Source organism: Methylobacterium sp. CM6241 (assembly GCF_054817845.1).
Genome location: NZ_CM139246.1, coordinates 4884090 through 4900712 on the forward strand (window position 1 = coordinate 4884090; position 16623 = coordinate 4900712).

At 68.0% G+C, this 16623-nt stretch carries 17 protein-coding genes; 9 read left to right on the forward strand and 8 right to left on the reverse strand.

The genetic code is table 11. The annotated features are described in order from the left end of the window. Positions 1–124: 124 nt before the first annotated feature. Entirely contained in the window at positions 125–946 is an 822-nt protein-coding gene (locus tag ACYQR9_RS23055; RefSeq protein ID WP_461228157.1) for an alpha/beta fold hydrolase, read from the forward strand. Between the two features lie 38 nt (positions 947–984). Here ACYQR9_RS23055 and ACYQR9_RS23060 read toward each other — a convergent pair whose 3' ends face one another. After that, complete coding sequence (locus ACYQR9_RS23060) at positions 985–3201, reverse strand: xanthine dehydrogenase family protein molybdopterin-binding subunit (protein ID WP_461229885.1); 2217 nt, start codon at positions 3199–3201, stop codon at positions 985–987. Positions 3202–3280: 79 nt separating this feature from the next. Further along, on the reverse strand, positions 3281–3736 hold the full coding sequence (locus ACYQR9_RS23065) for a (2Fe-2S)-binding protein (protein ID WP_056428807.1): 456 nt from the start codon (positions 3734–3736) through the stop codon (positions 3281–3283). 259 nt (positions 3737–3995) lie between these two features. Here ACYQR9_RS23065 and ACYQR9_RS23070 point away from each other — a divergent pair, with 259 nt between their 5' ends. Then, positions 3996–5543: a sensor histidine kinase gene (locus ACYQR9_RS23070; protein WP_461228158.1), complete on the forward strand. Its 1548-nt coding sequence runs from the start codon at positions 3996–3998 to the stop codon at positions 5541–5543. A 51-nt stretch (positions 5544–5594) separates the two neighbouring features. Here ACYQR9_RS23070 and cobT read toward each other — a convergent pair whose 3' ends face one another. Beyond that, a complete protein-coding gene (gene cobT, locus ACYQR9_RS23075) occupies positions 5595–6644 on the reverse strand; it encodes a nicotinate-nucleotide--dimethylbenzimidazole phosphoribosyltransferase (RefSeq protein WP_461228159.1) in 1050 nt (349 codons plus the stop codon). Between the two features lie 99 nt (positions 6645–6743). On the opposite strand from cobT, the gene cobS reads away from it, so the two are divergent. The 3 genes from cobS to ACYQR9_RS23090 are packed head-to-tail and all read left to right on the forward strand — an operon-like array spanning position 6744 to position 8535. Beyond that, positions 6744–7574 (forward strand): adenosylcobinamide-GDP ribazoletransferase, encoded by an 831-nt coding sequence (cobS, locus tag ACYQR9_RS23080; protein WP_461228160.1) that lies wholly within the window; start codon positions 6744–6746, stop codon positions 7572–7574. 53 nt (positions 7575–7627) lie between these two features. After that, positions 7628–7846, forward strand: a complete 219-nt coding sequence (locus tag ACYQR9_RS23085) for a DUF1289 domain-containing protein (protein WP_461228161.1) — start codon at positions 7628–7630, stop codon at positions 7844–7846. Then, on the forward strand, positions 7843–8535 hold the full coding sequence (locus tag ACYQR9_RS23090) for a retropepsin-like aspartic protease family protein (protein ID WP_461228162.1): 693 nt from the start codon (positions 7843–7845) through the stop codon (positions 8533–8535). The genes ACYQR9_RS23085 and ACYQR9_RS23090 overlap by 4 nt, the downstream gene beginning before the upstream one ends. Positions 8536–8574: 39 nt before the next feature. Here ACYQR9_RS23090 and ACYQR9_RS23095 read toward each other — a convergent pair whose 3' ends face one another. From ACYQR9_RS23095 to pdxY, 3 genes are read right to left on the reverse strand one after another with little or no spacing between them, the layout of a single operon-like run. Beyond that, positions 8575–9309 carry an NUDIX hydrolase gene (locus ACYQR9_RS23095; RefSeq protein WP_461228163.1) on the reverse strand — a complete coding sequence of 245 codons (735 nt, stop codon included), beginning with the start codon at positions 9307–9309 and terminating at the stop codon, positions 8575–8577. Continuing rightward, on the reverse strand, positions 9302–10198 hold the full coding sequence (locus ACYQR9_RS23100; protein WP_419952354.1) for a PhzF family phenazine biosynthesis protein: 897 nt from the start codon (positions 10196–10198) through the stop codon (positions 9302–9304). Before ACYQR9_RS23100 ends, ACYQR9_RS23095 begins: the two co-directional genes overlap by 8 nt. Before the next feature lie 23 nt (positions 10199–10221). Then, positions 10222–11070: a pyridoxal kinase PdxY gene (pdxY, locus tag ACYQR9_RS23105; RefSeq protein ID WP_311276202.1), complete on the reverse strand. Its 849-nt coding sequence runs from the start codon at positions 11068–11070 to the stop codon at positions 10222–10224. A gap of 168 nt (positions 11071–11238) precedes the next feature. Between pdxY and ACYQR9_RS23110 the strand changes: the two genes are divergently transcribed. The 3 genes from ACYQR9_RS23110 (at position 11239) to ACYQR9_RS23120 (ending at position 13134) form a co-directional block, all read left to right on the forward strand. Next, the gene (locus tag ACYQR9_RS23110) at positions 11239–11760 is read left to right on the forward strand and encodes a DedA family protein (protein ID WP_056257668.1); all 522 of its coding nucleotides are present in this window, start codon (positions 11239–11241) and stop codon (positions 11758–11760) included. Positions 11761–11766: 6 nt separating this feature from the next. Continuing rightward, a complete protein-coding gene (locus ACYQR9_RS23115; RefSeq protein ID WP_461228164.1) occupies positions 11767–12582 on the forward strand; it encodes a cobalamin-binding protein in 816 nt (271 codons plus the stop codon). A gap of 66 nt (positions 12583–12648) precedes the next feature. Further along, positions 12649–13134 (forward strand): MmcB family DNA repair protein, encoded by a 486-nt coding sequence (locus ACYQR9_RS23120; protein WP_056143956.1) that lies wholly within the window; start codon positions 12649–12651, stop codon positions 13132–13134. A gap of 51 nt (positions 13135–13185) precedes the next feature. Here the strand turns inward: ACYQR9_RS23120 and ACYQR9_RS23125 are convergent, their stop codons facing one another. Together ACYQR9_RS23125 and ACYQR9_RS23130 are read right to left on the reverse strand one after the other, a co-directional pair. Then, entirely contained in the window at positions 13186–14052 is an 867-nt protein-coding gene (locus ACYQR9_RS23125) for an NAD(P)-dependent oxidoreductase (protein ID WP_461228165.1), read from the reverse strand. Positions 14053–14079: 27 nt separating this feature from the next. After that, on the reverse strand, positions 14080–15081 hold the full coding sequence (locus ACYQR9_RS23130) for an alpha/beta fold hydrolase (RefSeq protein WP_461228166.1): 1002 nt from the start codon (positions 15079–15081) through the stop codon (positions 14080–14082). 160 nt (positions 15082–15241) lie between these two features. On the opposite strand from ACYQR9_RS23130, the gene ACYQR9_RS23135 reads away from it, so the two are divergent. After that, positions 15242–16597 carry an MFS transporter gene (locus ACYQR9_RS23135; protein ID WP_207412527.1) on the forward strand — a complete coding sequence of 452 codons (1356 nt, stop codon included), beginning with the start codon at positions 15242–15244 and terminating at the stop codon, positions 16595–16597. Positions 16598–16623 lie beyond the last annotated feature (26 nt).

Sequence of the window (16623 nt, forward strand, 5' to 3'; positions counted from 1 at the left end):
CGGGATCCTGGGAGTACGGGACGTGGGAACGAGAGGCCGCACCCCGCGCTTGAATCGTCGGAGGAGCCCACGACGCCGGCCTCCCCCACGAGCATGCCCTACCGAGGAACACAGGGAGCACCCCATGGCCTTCATCACCGCGCAGGACGGCACCAGCCTCTACTACAAGGATTGGGGTCACGGGCGGCCCGTCGTGTTCCTCCACGGTTGGCCCCTCGACGCGGATATGTGGGAATATCAGATGGTACCTGTGGCCGAGGCGGGCTTCCGGACCATCGCGTATGACCGCCGTGGGTTTGGCCGCTCGGAGCAGCCGTGGCAGGGCTACGATTACGATACGTTTGCCGACGACCTGAAAGCGGTGCTGGACGCACTCGACCTCACCGACGTGACCCTGGTCGGATTTTCCATGGGGGGCGGAGAGGTGGTGCGCTACCTGTCGCGGCACGGCAGCGACCGGATCTCCCAGGCGGTCCTGATCTCGGCGGTGACGCCGATGATGCTGAAGACCCCGGACCATCCCGACGGCGTTGATGCCAGCGTGTTCGAGGAGATCATCGACGGGCTGAGGATGGACCGGCCGTCCTTCCTCGCCAATTTCAACAAGGGCTTTTTCGGTGCCGGCATGTTCACCTCGCCCGCATCGCCCGAGATGATCGCCTGGGCCGGGCAGGTCGCCATGCTGGCCTCGCCCAAGGCCACCATCGCCTGCGTGAAGGCCTTCTCCGAGACCGATTTCCGTCCCGACATGGCGAAGGTGACGGTGCCCTGCCTGATCATCCATGGCGATGCCGACCAGACGGTGCCGATCGACGTCACCGGAAAGGTCGCGGCCTCAGCCGTGCCGAGCGCGGAATTCGAAATCTACGAGGGTGCTCCGCACGCGATCCCGCTCACCCATCACGAGCGTCTGACGACGGACCTCATCGATTTCCTGAGGCGCTGACGCCGCCGCGACTGGCGGAGGCGCGCTCCCGATCGGGCTCAGACCCCCTTCAACCCGCTCAGGTCGAGGGGCAGCGAGCGCAGCCTCTGGCCTGTCGCGGCAAAGATCGCGTTCGAGATCGCCGGGGCGATGACGGGCACGCCCGGCTCGCCGATGCCGGTCGGGGCAACGTCGGAGGCCACGATATGGACCTCCACCACCGGCATCTCGCTCATGCGCGTCGGCTCGTAGGCGTCGAAGTTCTTCTCCTGCACCACCCCGTCCGTCAGCGTGATCCTGTTGCGCAGAACGGAGGAGAGCGCGAAGCCCACCGATCCCTCCACCTGGGCGCGGATCACGTCGGGGTTGACGGCGATGCCCACATCCACCGCCGCGACGATGCGGTTGACCTTCACATGGCTCCCATCCGCCGTGATGTCGGCCACCATCGCCACGTAGGAGCCGAAGGATTCGTGCGCCGAGATGCCGAGGCCCTGCCCCTTGCCGCTACTGCGCTTGGCCCAATCCGCCTTCTCGGCGGCGAGCTTCAGGACGGCGGAGAGGCGCGGCGCGCCGCCGAGCATCCCGAGGCGGTAAGCCAGCGGGTCGGCCCCTGCGGCATGGGCCAGCTCGTCGATGAACACCTCCATCGCCTGCGCCGTATGGGTGTGGCCCACCGAGCGCCACCACAGGACGGGAACGCCCTCACGGGCGTTATGGACCTCGAACCGGTAGGCCGGGATGGCGTAGGGCGTGTCCGATGCGCCCTCGACGGTGGTGGAATCGACGCCGTTCTTGACCAGCATCGCCTCGAAGGGCGAGCCGATCATGATCGATTTGCCCACCATCCGGTGCTGCCAGCCTGTCACGGAGCCTTTGGCATCGATCCCGGCCTTGAGGGTGTGAAGCACCATCGGGCGGTAATAGCCGCCCGCCATGTCGTCTTCGCGGGTCCAGACCAGATGGACCGGCGCCTTGCCGCCGGTCGCCTTCATGATCGAGGCCGCCTCGGCGATGTAATCGGCCGTCGGCGTCGCCCGTCGCCCGAACGATCCGCCGGCCCATTGCGTGTGCAGCCTGACCTTGTCGGCCGTCACGCCGAGGGTCGCGGCGGCGACCGCCTGTTCGATCGTCTGGAATTGCAGGCCGGCATAGATGTCGTAGCTGCCGTCGGAAGCGCGCTCGATCGTAGCGTTCAGCGGCTCCATCGCGGCGTGGGCGAGGTAGGGGAAAGTGAATTCCGCCTCGATGACCTTGGCCGAACCGGCGAGAGCGGCGGCGGGATCGCCCTTCTCCGACGCGACGATTCCGGGGCGCTTGGCCGTCTCGCGATACTCGGCGAGGATCGTGTCCGAGGAGCGCTTCTCCGCAGCGCTCTCATCCCAGGTGACCGAGAGAGCGTCGCGGCCCTTCATGGCCGACCACGTATCCTTGGCGAGAACGGCGACGCCCGTGGGGATCGTCACCACGTCGATGACGCCCGGCACCGCACGCGCGGCCTTGTCGTCGACCTTCGCCACAATGCCGCCGAAACGCGGGGCATGTGCCACCACCGCCGTCACCTGGCCCGGCCGGCGGATGTCCATGGAATAGATCGCGGTGCCGTCGGTCTTGGCAGCGGAGTCGAGGCGCGGACGCTTCTTGCCGATATGAACCCATTGGCTCGGGTCCTTCAGCTTCGGCTGCTGTGGCACGGGCACCGCCGCGGCGGCTTCCGCCAGCGCGCCGAACCGCTCCTCGCGCTTCGAGGCGAGGTGGCTGACCGTGCCGTTCGAGACCGTGATCTCGGAGGCAGGGACGGACCATTTCTCGGCCGCCGCGGTGACGAGCATCGCGCGGGCGGCGGCACCGGCCTTGCGAAGCTGGAACCAGGAATTGGCCACGGCAGTCGAACCGCCGGTCCCCTGGATCGGCCCCATCAGCAGGTTGTTGTAGAGCTTCGCATCGGCGGGAGCGAAGGCCACGCGCACGCGCGACCAGTCGGCATCGAGTTCATCGGCCAGGATGGTGGCCAGACCCGTCGTATTGCCCTGCCCCATATCCAGATGCTTGATCAGCACGGTGACGGTGTCGTCGGCGGCGATCCGCACGAAGGCGTTGGGTTGAGCCGGGGCGGAGGAGAGGTCGGGCCCGGCCGCCGCGCGCACCGGCTTGGCGGGGCCGAGGGTGAAGCCGATCACCAGGGCGCCGGCCGCGACGCCGGCTCCGCCGAGGAAGGCGCGGCGCGACGGACGGGGGGCGGCCGCCTCGGATTTGGTCTGACGGACCTTCAGCATGGCTTCCTCCAGGGCGACGACGGCGGGCATTGCATGGGTTCAGGAGAGTGCCGGCCCTTGGGCCGGCCTTCGGTGCGGATCAGGCGAGGGAGCGCGCGGCCTCGTGGATCGCGGCGCGGACACGCTGATAGGTGCCGCAGCGGCAGATGTTGCCGTCCATGGCACTGTCGATTTCGGCGTCGCTCGGCTTCGGCGTGGTCGAAAGCAGACCGATGGCCGACATGATCTGGCCCGATTGGCAATAACCGCACTGGACCACATCGAGGCCGCGCCACGCGGTCTGAACCGCCTCCGCCACCCGCCCGGACACACCCTGGATCGTCGTGATCTTCGCCTCGCCCACATCGCCGATGCGGGTCTGGCAGGAGCGGACGGGCTGGCCGTCGAGATGCACCGTGCAGGCGCCGCATTGAGCGATGCCGCACCCATATTTCGTACCGGTCTTGCCCAGATGATCGCGCAACGCCCAGAGGAGCGGCATGTCGGGATCGGCATCGACTTCATGCGACGCACCGTCGACATTCAGCTTCAGCATGACATCTCTCCGACTTTAAGTTCGACTACTTCTAAATACTGAATCGACCCAGGAAATGTGCGCTTTCGCACACCAGGCGGGCAGCCGGATCGGGGCCTGCATAGGTGCCAGCGGAGTGAAGCCACGCGATTTAGAGACAAGTGTTCGGATCGCGGCAGGCCGTTCTTAACGTATCTGGCGCACCTTGGCCTTGTCGCTGCACCGACAGGCCGAGGTCCTTTCGACCTCCGTTTTCCCTCGCAAGATCCCCAAGACGGTGATGTCGGACCTGACAGCGGAGATGGTTCAGCGTGGACGCGGTCCTTCGGCACCGGAATCCGTTCGCCGCCGCAAAGTGGCCCGAGACATCCGTTCGGCACGCGAGCGGCTGACCTCGACGAACGGGCTCGAACGCGCCTTCGATTACGAGCTGCTCCGGATCTACGCCGAGTACCGCTCGGGTGCCGGGCTGACCCATGCCGTCCTGGGCCTCGTCATCGCCGGGGCGTCCTCCCTGTGGGTGCCGATTCCCGTCGCCCTGTCCTGGGCCGTCTGCCTGATCTGCGGCGTCGGCCTCTCGATGGGATTGACCAAACATTTCCTCCGGCAATCGGCGGATACGGTCTCGGTGAGACGCTGGCGCAGCGCCTTCATGCTGAGCGAGATCGTCCAGAGTTCGGCATGGGCCTTGATGATCCTCGTAGCCGCGCCCAGCGCCCGCATTTTCGTACTGTTCGGCCTCGTCATCGCCGCCGCGGTGGCCGCGATGCTGGCGGCGACCCTGCCCGCTGCCGCTGCCGCCGCGCTGCTCCCGCTGATCCTGGCGGCGCTCTCCCTGCTGGCGTTCTCGCAGGACATGGACACGATCCTGCTCGTGACCATGGTGGTCGGATCGCAGATCTTCTTCCTGGGGCTCGCCCGCCGCGTCTACGCGTCGGCCGTGGGGGCGCTGAAATCGCAGGCGGAAAAGGACGCGATCTTCATCGAACTGGAACAGGCGAAGGGCAATTCCGACGAGGCGCGGCGACGCGCGGAGGAGGCCAATCTCGCCAAGTCGCGTTTCCTCGCGACCATGAGCCACGAATTGCGGACGCCGCTGAACGCCATCCTGGGGTTCTCGGAGGTGATGAAGAACGAGGTTTTCGGCGCCCACGTGGCTCCGTCGTACAAGGAATATGCCGGCGACATCCACGATAGCGGGATGCACCTGCTCAACCTCATCAACGAGATCCTTGACCTGTCGCGCATCGAGGCAGGGCGCTACGAGCTCAACGAGGAGGCGATCCAGCTTGCCCATGCGGTGGACGAGTGCCGCCACATGGTCGCCCTACGGGCGCGTGGAAAGGGTCAAGCCTTCCACGAATTCATCGATCCCGCCCTCCCCCGCATCTGGGCGGACGAGAGGGCCTTGCGCCAGATCGTGCTCAACCTCCTGTCCAACGCGGTGAAATTCACGCCGCCGGGCGGCGACATCACGATCAAGGTCGGGTGGACCGCGTCGGGCGGGCAATATGTCAGCGTGAAGGATAGCGGGCCGGGCATTCCCGAGGACGAACTCGGCACGGTCATGTCGTCGTTCGGTCGCGGCTCCCTGGCGATCAAGACGGCCGAACAGGGGTCGGGTCTCGGCCTGCCCATCGTGAAGGGGCTGGTCGACCTGCATGGCGGCAACTTCCACCTCAAATCCAAGCCGCGCGAGGGGACGGAGGTCGTCGTGATCTTCCCGGCGAGCCGCGTCATGGACACGCTGCCCGCCCTCAACCTTTCCGAGGAAGCGGATTCGGGAACGACCCTGCGCGGTCGCCGAAGCGCGGCCCGCGCAGCCTGAACCGGGCTGGAGCCGCGCGAAGTCGAGATCCGCGCGGCGGGTCGCCCCGGTTTATGCTTCGCTGCGCCCCGATACCCCCGCCTGGGCGAAGGTCGCCATGTCGCGGTGGCAGGCGAGCGCGCCTTTCAGGAGACCGATGGCGAGGGCGGCGCCCGACGCTTCGCCAAGCCGCATGCCGAGAGCCAGCAGCGGCACCAGTCCGAGGCGTTCCAGAACCTCCGCATGGGCCCCCTCCGCCGAGACATGGCCGGCGAGGCAATGGTCCAGCATCGTGGGATCGATGGCGTGGAGGATCGCAGCGGCCGACGTCGCCACATAGCCGTCGATGACCACGGGGATGCGTTGCATCCGCGCCGCCAGGATGGCGCCGGCCATGGCGGCGATCTCGCGGCCGCCGAGGCGCGATAGCACCTGAAGCGGGTCGTCGAGATGGCCGGCATGGAAGGCCAACGCGGCCTCCACGGCCGCGACCTTGCGCTCGATCCCGGCCGCATCGACGCCGGTGCCACGCCCGACCCAATGCGCCGCCTCGCCACCGTAAAGCGCCGCGTAGATGGCCGCCGCGATGGTGGTGTTGCCGATTCCCATCTCGCCGAGGCCGAGGCAATCCGTGCCCGCGGCGATGGCCTCCATCCCGAAGGCCATGGTGGCCACGCATTCCTTCTCGGTGAAGGCCGGCCCTTCGCAGATGTCGCCGGTGGGAAGGTCGATGGCGAGATCGAAGACCTTGAAGCCGAGGCCGTAGGCGGCACAGAGCTGATTGATCGCGCCGCCGCCCGCCGCGAAATTGTCGAGCATCTGGCGGTTCACCTCCGCCGGGAAGGCGGAGACGCCACGCTTGGTGACCCCGTGGCTGGCGGCGAAAACGCAGACGAGGGGGCGGTCTAGGCTGGGCTGGCCCTTGCCCTGCCAGGCCGCGAGCCATTCGACGAGTTTCTCGAGGCGACCCAGCGCCCCGGCCGGCTTCGTCAGCAGCGCATCCCGCTCGCGCACCATCGCGACGGCATCCCGGTCCGCGCCCGGCACGGAGGCGATCAGGCGGCGGATGTCGGAGAACGGCGTCTGGTCGGAATGATCGTGGGTCGGGGGTGTCTGGGTCATCGCGCGAAACTTGCCTTGGGTCTCGGCGCGTCCGGTATGGCGGCCTGCCTGTGGGGCGAGCTATAACCAACAGGGCGCGAGCGGTGAAGGCAGGCCTCCATGACACAAGGCCGGGATCTGGAACCGGACGAGACGTTTCCCGGCGCTTCGTTGGCCTACGATCTCGCGGCGTGCCTGCGGTTCTATTCGAGGCTACCGGTGCCGCGCCTTCCCGGCGAGGGCGACCCGCATCGCTTGCCCGACTTCCGCACCCTGCCGCGGCTGCTGCCCGTGGCGGGTCTCATCCTCGCCCTGCCCTCCGCGCTGATCCTGCTCGTCGCCTGGGGGCTGGATCTCGGGCCGTTCCTGGCGGCGACCCTCGCCGTGGCGGTGGGGACGCTGGTGACGGGGGCGCTGCACGAGGACGGTCTCGCGGACGTGGCGGACGGGTTCGGCGGCGGCGCGACGCGCGAGCGCCGCATCGAGATCATGCGCGACAGCCGGATCGGCGCCTATGGCGGCGTCGCCCTCGTCCTGACCCTCGCCCTGAGGATCGGCGCATTCGCGACCCTTCTCGATCGCACCGGGGCCATGGCGGCGATGGCTCTCCTGCTGGCCGCGTCCCTTTCGCGCAGCGCCGCGCTCGCGCCGATGGTGCTGCTCGGCCCCGCCCGTCCCGGCGGGGCGGGCGCGTCGGTGGGCGTGCCCGATCGCCGGACCATCGCAATCGTCGCGTCTCTTACCCTCGTCTTCGTCGCGATTGGCTGGATCGCCGGCTTGCCCGTCCTCGGGATGGTGCTGATGCCCGCCCTGGCGCTGGGAGCATCCCTCGGCCTCACCGCCCTGGCCCGCGCCAAGATCGGCGGCCAGACCGGCGACGTCATCGGAGCCTGCCAGCAGGTGGCGGAGATCGCGGCGCTTCTCGGCCTCGTGGCGACGGTCCCGCGCTGACCATGGCACTTTGGCGCTTGATCGCGACCCACGCCTGAGGGCATGGAACGGCCATGACCCAGCCTGTCGCCCCGAGGGCTTCGAGCCCCTGCACGAAGCTCTGCATTCTCGACGCGGCGACCGGGCTCTGCGAGGGCTGCGGACGCACGCGCGAAGAGATCGGGATGTGGGGCTCGCTGTCGGAGACGAAGCGGCAAGCCATCATGGCGACCCTCGGGCATCGCCTCCGCGCCGCTTATCCCCCGTGTGGGAAGGCCGTGGCCGGGCCATGATCTACGCCGCCCTCGCGATCCTTCTCGGCATCGTCGCCTTTCTCGTCCTCTCGGATGGTGAGAGCACGGTGGCCGGGCTGGACAAGGACCAGCTCGCACGCCTCGCCTTCAGCGGAACCCTGCTGACGATCTTCCTCGCCGGGTTCTGGCATCGGTTCAGCCAACAGATCGGCACCAACCTGAAGGCGCTGCTGTTCTGGGCCGCGCTCACCGTCGCCCTGGTCGCGGGCTACGCCTACAAGGAGGAGGCCGGGGATGTCGGCAATCGCCTTGTCGGGACGCTGCGGCCCGGCAGCGCCGTGACGTCCGGCGATGGAAGCGTCACGGTCAACCGCCGGGCGGACGGGGCCTTCTCCGTGCGGGCAGAGGTGAACGGCCGTGCCCAGGTCTTCCAGTTCGATACGGGCGCGAGTTCCGTCGTCCTCACGGCGGAGAACGCCGCCGCCATCGGGATCGCGCCGCCGGACTCCGACTTCTCGATCCGGGTCTCGACCGCCAACGGCACCGCGATGGCCGCCCCCGTCTATCTCGACAGCCTCACCGTGGGCACGATCACCGAACGGCGCGTCTCGGCCCTGGTGAGCCGGCGTGGCGCATTGTCGGGCAACCTCCTCGGGATGAGCTTTCTTGACAGGCTCGGCTCCTACGAGGTGCGGGGCGACCGGCTGGTCCTGCGCCCGGTACGATAGGGCGGCCCGCGCGATATCGACTCCAGCCCTGGCTTTGCGTCAGTCGTTCGAGGATGCGGACGCGCTCGGCGGCGGGAATGCGTAGCGGAGGTAAGCCTGGACGAAGTCGGGCATCGACCCGGGGTCGATCTCGTCGCTGGACGCGACCGTGATGAAACCAGCCAGTTCCGGCTCGATCTCGGCGAGGCGATGGCGCTCCATGTCCTGCCGCAGTGTGTTTGCCTGATCGGGGAACGTCACGGGCCGCAGAAATGCCGCTTGGCTCTTTCCGCGAAGCAGAAGCCATTGGTTCTGCGCACCGGCCGGAGGTGCCATGCCGGTCTCCTCGACGAACTCGCGCTCCGCGCTTCCGGCCAGATCGACCGTGTCACCGTCACGCACGTCGTCGAGATCCGGCGTGCCGCAGGGGAAATAAGCCTGCCCGGCATTGGCCGTGTGAGCGCCCATGACACCAAGAAGCACGACGCCATCCGACCCGTGAGGGGCAATGGCCGCGAAGGCGTTCAGAACGGTGGGGTCGGGGGAGCCCAGGTCCTTGTGGGTGATGAAGCTCGCGTAGGACGTCTCGAACAGTTCGACGGAACAGAATGCCCCCTCGAGCCGGCACGATTTCGCGAGGAGGACGCGTCCGTCGAACAGCCCGGACCGTGCGGCGCAGCGCCGACGCCAGTTCTCGGAGATGAGAGCCGCGTTGGCCTGCGCCCATTCCCATGCGAACGGCACCAGCCGCGCCGTCACCCCCTCGATCCGCGTGAGGGTGAAACCGTCAGACAAGCAGGGTCCCCTCGCTCATCACCACGGCCGAACCACCGATCTCGACGGATTGGAGGGCTCCGGATTCGATGACCAGTTGGAGCGCGATCTCGCTCGGACGGCCCATGGCGACGCCCTGGCGGATCAGGACATCGTGCTCGCCGTCACCGAGAGGCTCGAACTCCATCATCACGCCGGCGAAGGCCGCGGCGGCGGACCCCGTCGCCGGGTCCTCCATCACGCCGAGATGAGGCGCGAACATCCGGGTCTGGAAGCGGAGGCCGAGGCCCTCCGGGTCCACTGCGTAGAGGTAGAGCGCCGTCTGAGGATCCAGGGTGGAGAAGGCGGCGAGGTCCACACGCGCCGCGTCGAGTTTCGCCCGCGTATTGACCGGCACGAACAGGAAAGCCGGCCCTGCCGTGTGCCGGCTCGGCACGTGGCGCCCGAAGCCGATATCCTGCGTCTCCAACCCGATCATCTGCGCGAGGAGCGTCGCGTCCGGTCCCTCGCCATCGTATTGCGGCAGGATCGGGAGCTTGAAGCGACCACGGCCGCGCCCCTCACCCGCTTCGACGACGCAGGCCACGGTGCCGATCGTCTCTTCGAGACCGAAGGCGGTGGCGTCGGTGAGGCCGGATTTCGCATCGTGCAATGCCAGCAGGATCGCCGCCCCGAGCGTTGGGTGGCCGGCGAACGGAAGCTCGCGCGTGGGCGTGAAAATGCGGAGGCGGGCCTTGTGGCGTGCCTCCGTCGGCGGCAGCACGAACACCGTCTCGGACAGGTTGAACTCGCCCGCGATCCTCTGCATCGCCGCGTCGTCGAGCCCTTCCGAATCCAGCACCACGGCCAGCGGATTCCCGGCAAAGGGCGTGTCGGTGAAGACGTCGAGGGTGACGAAGCGGCGGCTCATCGGCTTTTCCTTTTCGTTGACCATCAAATCGGCTCTACGGGAAACGTCTCGCTGGGTGCCACGAACTCGTCCTGCGCGTCGACGGTGAGGATCTCGCGCGAGCCCGCCTCGGCCGTGCGGCGCAGGAGGCCGTAGACCGAAGCACCGGCCATGCCCAAAGCCAAGGCTGCCGAGCCGGTGCGGGCGTAATGGACCAGGAACAGGGCCGCGATGGCGTCGCCCGCGCCGTTCACGTCGAGATCGAGGCGCGGCGTGCGCAGGCGCCAGAACAGGCCACCCTCCCCCGCCATCAGGTCGATGGACTCGGACGGGGTGTCCTCGGTGACCAGGGACGTCACCAGCACGACGCGCGGCCCCAAAGCCTGGATCGCCGCCACCGCGGCCTTGGCCTCGCCGAGGGTGCCGGTAGGCAGGCCCGACAGGAAGTTCAGCTCGAACTGGTTCGGAGTGACGATATCGGCGGCGGGCAGGGCCTGATCCCGCAGGAATTCAGGGATGCCGGGGCGGACATAGATGCCTCGCCCGGTATCGCCCATCACCGGATCGCAGCAATACAGCGCCTTCGGGTTGGCGCTCCGCACCGCCGCCACGGCCCGCACGATGGCGGTGCCGATATCGGCCGAGCCCATATAGCCGGACAGGACGCCGTCGCATTGCCCGAGCATACCGCGCTCCGCGATGCCGAGCACGAGGTCCTCGATCATCGGCCCATCGAACACACGGCCGCGCCAGGCGCCGTAGCCGGTATGGTTGGAGAACTGCACGGTATGGATCGGCCAGACCTCGACGCCGAGCCGCTGCATGGGAAACACCGCCGAGGCATTGCCCACATGGCCGAAGGCGACGTGCGACTGGATCGATAGAATTCTCATCGGCGTATTCGGCCTTGCTTCGACGGGTGCGAGCGCGACGGGCAGCGTCGTAGCCGGTTTTGTCCCGTGGTGCATTCACAACCGACGTGAGGCCCCCTTCGTGACGAGATCGACCCTTGCCGGAATCGCGGCCTTCCCGCACATCGGGCGCGACGAGCAGGGGCATCCATGGATTTCGAAGCGCTGAAGACCACGATCCTGACCTTCGTGGAGACGCACAAGGAATGGGCACCCCTCATCATCGCGGTGCTCGCCTTCTGCGAATCGCTGGCCTTCCTGTCGATCCTGGTCCCCGCCACCGTGCTGCTGGTAGCCATCGGCGCGCTGATCGGTGCGAGCGGCATCCCGTTCTGGCCGATGGTGATCGCGGGCGGTATCGGCGCCGGGCTCGGGGATTGGGTGTCCTACGAGATCGGCCGCTACTTCCAGCACGGCGCCAAGTCGATCTGGCCGATGAGCCGCTATCCGCAGATGGTCGCCAAGGGCGAGGATTTCTGCCGGCGCTACGGCGCCTGGGGCATCGTCATCGGCCGGTTCATCGGCCCGGCCCGCGCGGTGGTGCCGCTCATCGCCGGGATGTTCGAGGTGCCGCGCCTGCCGTTCCAGCTGGCCAATTGGAGTTCGGCCTTCGTCTGGGCCTTCGTCTGGCTCGCGCCGGGCGCGGGCGTCATCAGCTTCTTCAACTCCTGACGCCGGATGCGCCGGTTCCCGCCCGAACGCATCGTCTGCCTCACTGAGGAAACCGTCGAGACCCTCTATCTGCTGGGTGAGGAGGACAGGATCGTCGGCGTGTCCGGCTACGCCGTGCGGCCTGCCCGCGTCCGCAAGGAGAAGCCGCGCGTCTCGGCCTTCACCAGCGCCGACCTGCCCAAGATCCTCGCCCTGCAGCCGGACCTCGTCCTCGCCTTCTCCGACATGCAGGCCGAGATCGTCGCCGACCTCGCTCGCGCCGGAATCTCGGTCCATCTCTTCAACCAGCGCGACGTCGCCGGCTGCCTCGCGATGATCCGTACCGTGGGCGCTCTGGTCGGGGCCAGCGAGAAGGCCGACGTGCTGGCCCAGGGTTACGCCCACCGCCTCGGCGCCGCCGCCCTCGACAATGCCGGCCCGCCCCGCCTGACAGTCTATTTCGAGGAATGGGACGAGCCGATGATCTCTGGCATCGGCTGGGTCTCCGAACTCATCGGCTATGCCGGCGGCGACGACGTCTTTTCCGACCTCTCCCGCCAGCCGGCGGCCAAGGACAGGATCGTCACCTCCGAACAGGTGATCGCCGCGCAGCCGGACGTCATCCTCGCCTCGTGGTGCGGCAAGCGGGTGAACATGGCGCGCATCCGCGAGCGGCCGGGCTGGGATGTGATCCCCGCCGTGGCGGCGGGGCGTATCCACGAGATCAAGTCGCCTCTGATCCTGCAGCCCGGGCCGGCGGCGCTGACCGACGGGTTCGACGCGATCCGCGCCGCACTGGCGGGCGGGCAGGCTGCCGCAGGTGACAAGGGCGGGCCGACCTGATTCCCTGGCGGACCAGTCGATTCGAGACAGCACTCTCCCCAAGCGAAGCCATCCCCAAGCGAAGCCATGTCAGCAGCCCTCGCCCATCTCGTCCTACCGCCGGACCGCCGGCAATCGGCGACCGCGCTCCAGGTCCAGCGCGGGGTCCGCCGGCTGTTCGCCGACCTCGGCCATGTGACGATCCCGGAATTCTCCCTCGCCAATGGCAGGCGGGCGGACATCATCGCCCTGTGCCCGGCCGGCCGGCTGACCATCGTGGAGATCAAATCCAGCGTCGCCGACTTCCGCGCCGACAAGAAGTGGCCGGATTACCGGGACTATTGCGACCGCTTCTATTTCGCCGTTCCCGATTCCCTCCCCGAAGGACTGACGCCCGACGAGGCCGGGCTGATCATCGCCGACGGCTACAGCGCCGCGATCCTGCGCGACCCGGTCGACCATGTGCTGAGCGGCGCCCGCCGCAAGGCGGTGACCCTGCGCTTCGCCCATTCCGCCGCGCGGCTGCTTCACTCGCTCGCCGATCCTGGCGCGGTGCGGGAGGGGGCGCTTTAACCAAGCAGGAAGCTGCCCCAGTCTTGTCAGCCAGTTTCCCCCGGGATCGGCCTACCGCCCGCTTCGCCGCGCCGAGACCAGCGCCAGGGCGGCGAGATCCTTGTCGCCGTCACCGTGGCTGACGGCGTCGATGAGGTTGTCGCGCAGCACGCTGGCGAAAGGCATCGGTACGCCGGCCTGACCCGATGCCGCGAGGGCGAGGCTGATATCCTTGAGCCCGAGCCTCAAACCGAAGCCCGGCGGTTCATAGCGCCCGGCGGCGATGGATGCGCCGTAGCCCTTGTAGACCGGCGAGGCGAATAGCGTGTTGGTGAGAAGTTCGAGGAGATCGGCACCGGCGACGCCATGTCCCTCGGCGAAGGCGGCGGCTTCGCCCATGGCCTCGATGGCCGCGATCAGCATGAAGTTGCCCGCGAGCTTCACCGCATTGGCCCGATACTGCTCGGTTCCGAAGGTCCAGGTCTTCGTACCGAGGGCGTCGAGCAGCGGTTGCGCCTTCGCGATGACATCCGGGTCGCCGGCGACGACGATGTTCAGGGCACCGTTCTGTGCCACGTCCGGCCTGCCGAAGACGGGGGCGGCGATATAGGGCACGCCGGCCCGCTCGTGGATCGCGGTGAGCTCCTGCGCGAGCGCCACCGAGATCGTGCTCATGCTGAGATGCAGGCCGGGCCGCGTGCCGGAATCGAGAAGTCCGCCCTCCACGATCACCGAACGCAGGGCCGCGTCGTCGGCGAGCATGGTGATCGCCGCATCCCCGGTGAAGGCGTCCGCTGCACTACGCGCGACCGTCACCCCATCGAGACCGTCGGCGGCGGACGCGGTCCGGTTCCAGACCCTCACCCGGTGACCGCCCCGGACGAGGCTCTGCACCATGCCTCGGCCCATCCGGCCCAACCCGATCACGCCGACATCCATCCGAGGGCTCCCTTTGTTCGTCCCGGTTCAATGGCCGTTGAGAAATTCGAGCATCGTGGCGTTGAAGCGATCGGTCGCTTCCATATGGACGAGGTGGCCGACGCCCTCGAAGACGACCGCGCGCCCGTCCGGCATCCGGGCCGCCAGGCTCTTGGCGTGGCCGGCATTGTCGCCCATGGCGGCGCGCAGGTTTTCGGGGGCGAAGGGCTTGCCCGGTGCGTTGCGATCGTTTGCGCCCATGATGAACAGGGTCGGCGCGGCGATCAGCGGGATCTCATGCACCACCGGCTGGCCCCAGATGATCTGGTAGGAATTGACGAAGGATTGGAGCCAGCGCGGATATTCGCCCGAACCCTTCACGCGCTCGCGGATCGCCACGAAGGGCTCGATCGCCGTGGAGGGCAGCGACAGCGCGTAATTCGTCATCAGCTGGCGCCGGTAGACGTCCGCGGTGACACCGCCCTCGATGCGGAGAAGCGTGTCGTTCGAAACGGGAGGGACGGTGAAGCGATAATCCTCGAGACCGATCGGCGCTTCGAGGACGAGGCTGTTCACCCGGTTCGGCGCGTTTCGGGCAAGTCGGGCGGCCAGCATACCGCCCATGGAATGCGCGACGACATCGACGCGCGGGAGATTGAGCGCATCGAGAAGCGATACGGTTTCCGCCGCCATCACGTCGAAGCTGAACGGTCCCACCGGTTTCGACGATTTGCCGAAGCCGAGCTGGTCGGGAACGACCACGCGGTAGCCCGCCCCCGCCAGGGCACCGATCACCGGCTCCCAGTAACTCGACGGGAAATTACGGCCGTGCAGCAGCAGAACGGTACGTCCGTTCGGTGTCCCGGTCGGCGTGACGTCCATATAGGCGAGGCGCTGCCGCTCGTTGTCCCGCGTCAGGTCGAGAAACCAGACGGGGTGGGGATAGGCAAAGCCCTCCAGGCCAATCCCCAGAGGCCCGGCATCGTCGGCTCTCGTGAGAGAGGGCGTGACCGCGAGAAGGAAGCCGAGCAGGAAGGTCGCCAGACGCATGTGATCCCCGGTGGAACGCCTCGATGATGTCTTTGCGATCGATGGGTGACATAGGGCACTTGCCGAAGCGAGCAGGGATCGTTCACGGCTCTGTGCGATGACGCACGAGGCAGACCCTCTCAATAACGGTGGAGCCGTACCGCGGCCCGGCGCGAAACCCATGGATGGTCTGCCGGTGCGCGAGCGCATGCTTGCGCTTCTCGCCATCGGACTCGCCATGACCATGGCGGTACTGGACGGGGCCATCGTGAACGTGGCGCTGCCGGCCATGGCGAAGGATCTCGGGGTCAGCCCCGCTTCCGCGATCTTCGTGGTCAACGCCTTTCAGATCGCCGTGACCGCGTCGCTGCTGCCGCTTGCCTCCCTCGGCGACATCCTGGGCTATCGGAAGGTCTATCTCGCCGGACTCGTCGTGTTCGTCGCGGCCTCCCTGGCCTGTGCGCTGTCGACATCCCTGCCCGGGCTCATCGTCGCCCGGATCGCCCAGGGGCTCGGTGCGGCCGGCATCATGAGCGTGAACATAGCCCTGGTGCGCTTCATCTATCCGCATCGCATGATCGGCCGGGGGGTCGGCAACGTGGCGCTCATCGTCGCCATGGCCTCGGCGACCGGCCCGACCGTCGCCGCCGCGATCCTCTCCGTGGCGACCTGGCCGTGGCTGTTCCTGGTCAACCTGCCCGTCGGCCTCGTGGCCCTGGCGGTGGCCGCGCGGACCTTGCCGGTGACGCCGGTGAGTGGGGCGCGGTTCGACGTCCCGAGCGCGCTCCTCAACGCCCTCACCTTCGGCCTTCTCATCATCGGACTCGATGGAATCGGCGAAGCGAATGGGCGCTGGCTCGCCCTTGCGGAGATCGCCGCCGGGCTCGCGGTCGGCACCGTCTTCGTCCTGTATCAGGCCCGGCTCGCGACACCGCTGCTGCCGGTGGACCTGCTGCGCATTCCCGCCTTCGCCCTGTCGATGGTGACTTCCATCGCCTCGTTCGGGGCGCAGATGATGGCCTATGTCGCCCTGCCCTTCTATTTCCAGGACGCGTTGCACCTCTCCGCCACCGAGACCGGTTTCCTGATGACGCCCTGGCCCATCGCCATCGCGATCACGGCGCCGATCTCCGGCCGCCTCGCCGACCGGTACGCGCCGGGTGTTCTCGGCGGCATCGGCCTGGCGCTCATGGCCGGGGGCATCGCGGCGCTGGCTTTGCTCCCCGCCGCCCCAACGCTGGTGGATATCGCCTGGCGGCTGACCGTCTGCGGAATCGGCTTCGGATTGTTCCAGGCGCCGAACAACAAGGTGATCGTCACGAGCGCGCCGCGTTCGCGCAGCGGTGGAGCCAGCGGCATGCAATCGACGGCGCGGCTGACGGGGCAATCGCTCGGCGCGGCCCTCGTCGCCGTCATCTTCGGGCTGACCCATGCCAGCGGTACGGCCGTCTCCATCGGGGCAGCGCTCTGGTGCGCCTGCGCCCTGTCAGCGGCCGGTGCCGTCTCCAGCATCATGCGGCGCCAGCCGACGGGCTGATCCCCCGAACGCAGCCACCCATCGCC